The 1,508-nt window shown below is 73.8% G+C and carries 1 protein-coding gene; it reads left to right on the top strand.

Annotated elements, in window-relative coordinates; translation table 11 throughout:
* Positions 1-178: 178 nt before the first annotated feature.
* Positions 179-1,444 (top strand): ergothioneine biosynthesis glutamate--cysteine ligase EgtA, encoded by a 1,266-nt coding sequence (gene egtA, locus CCN51_RS50730; protein WP_043486273.1) that lies wholly within the window; start codon positions 179-181, stop codon positions 1,442-1,444.
* Positions 1,445-1,508: the final 64 nt, after the last annotated feature.

Here is a 1,508-nt window from a genome sequence, read left to right as displayed (position 1 = left end):
GATCTGGGCGCGCCCCGCCGGGCGACGCACGCACTCTTGTGCGACGCTGGACGGGCCCTGAGGCTGGATGGGCCCTTGAGTCAGACGCCATCGACAGGTGAGGGTGGGCAGCGGCAACGCGGCTCGCACCGACCCGAAAAGGGGCGCGCGAACCGAGCCCATCCGAACCGAACGGGAGATGACGACTGTGCCCGACAACCAGGCGATCAACGAAGCCGAGACAGAGGCCCGAATACGCGGCATCTGTTTCAAGACCGGACCGCCCCGGCGGTTCGGTGTCGAGCTCGAATGGCTCGTACACGATGTGCACCACCCCGCACACCCCGTGGAGACCGCCCGGCTGGAGGCCGCGGTCACCGCACTGCGCGAACTGCCGCTCCGGTCCAACCTCACCTTCGAACCGGGCGGCCAGCTGGAGCTCAGCTCCCTCCCGGCCGACTCGCTCACCGCCCTGGTGGAGTCCGCCGCCGCCGATCTGGCGCTCGTACGCCCGCTCCTCGCCCGCCTCGGCCTGGGCATCGCCGGCCATGGGCACGACCCCTGGCGCCCGCCACGCCGGTTTCTCACCACTCCCCGCTACGCCACGATGGAGAGCTACTTCGACCGCCGTGGACCGGCCGGGCGTTCCATGATGTGCAACACCGCCTCCGTGCAGGTGTGCCTGGACGCCGGCCACGACGGGCCGGGGCCACTCGGCATCGGGCGGCGCTGGCAGCTGGCGCATCTGCTGGGGGCCGTGCTGACCGCCGCCTTCGCCAACTCTCCCCTGCGCCAGGGCGCGCCCACCGGCTACCGCTCGACGCGGCAGGCCCTGTGGACCGCGATGGACCCGGGCCGGACGCTGGCGCCGCCCGCCGGCCCGGATCCGCGTGCCGCCTGGGCCGGGTATGTGCTGGACGCGCCCGTGATGGCCATCCGGGACGGCGAGGGGGCGTGGGCCGTGCCGTACGGGCTCACCTTCCGCGACTGGATCCGCACCGGCGCGCCCCGGCCGCCCACCCGGGACGATCTCGACTACCACATATCGACCCTCTTCCCGCCCGTCCGCCCCCGCGGCCATCTGGAGCTGCGCATGATCGACGCGCAGCGCGGCGACGAGGGCTGGATCGTCCCGCTCGCCGTCACCGTGGCCCTCTTCGACGACCCCGAGGCGACGGAGACCGTCTACCGCGTGGTGAAACCCCTCGCCGAAACGGCGGGCCCCGAGCCCGCGCCCGCCAATCCGCTGTGGCGCTCCGCCGCCCGCCACGCCCTCGCCGACCCCGAACTGCGCGCCGTCGCGATCGTCTGTTTCACCACGGCCCTGGAGGCGCTGCCCCGGCTCGGGGCCTCCCCTGCCATCACCTCCGCCGTCGCCGCCTTCACCGACCGCTATGTCGCCCGCGGCCGGTGTCCGGCCGACGATCTGCTCACCCCCGTCACCGGGAAGGAGTACCGGCCATGACCGCTCCCGGCCCCGACACCGGCCCCGAGGCGCTGCGCCTGAGCGCCGCAGCGGCGCTGCGGCG

It is taken from the genome of Streptomyces milbemycinicus (assembly GCF_002154605.1).
In the GTDB taxonomy this organism is placed as follows: domain Bacteria; phylum Actinomycetota; class Actinomycetes; order Streptomycetales; family Streptomycetaceae; genus Streptomyces; species Streptomyces milbemycinicus.
Note: the sequence above shows the minus strand (reverse complement) of the source record. Positions and strands in the feature narration are given on the sequence as shown.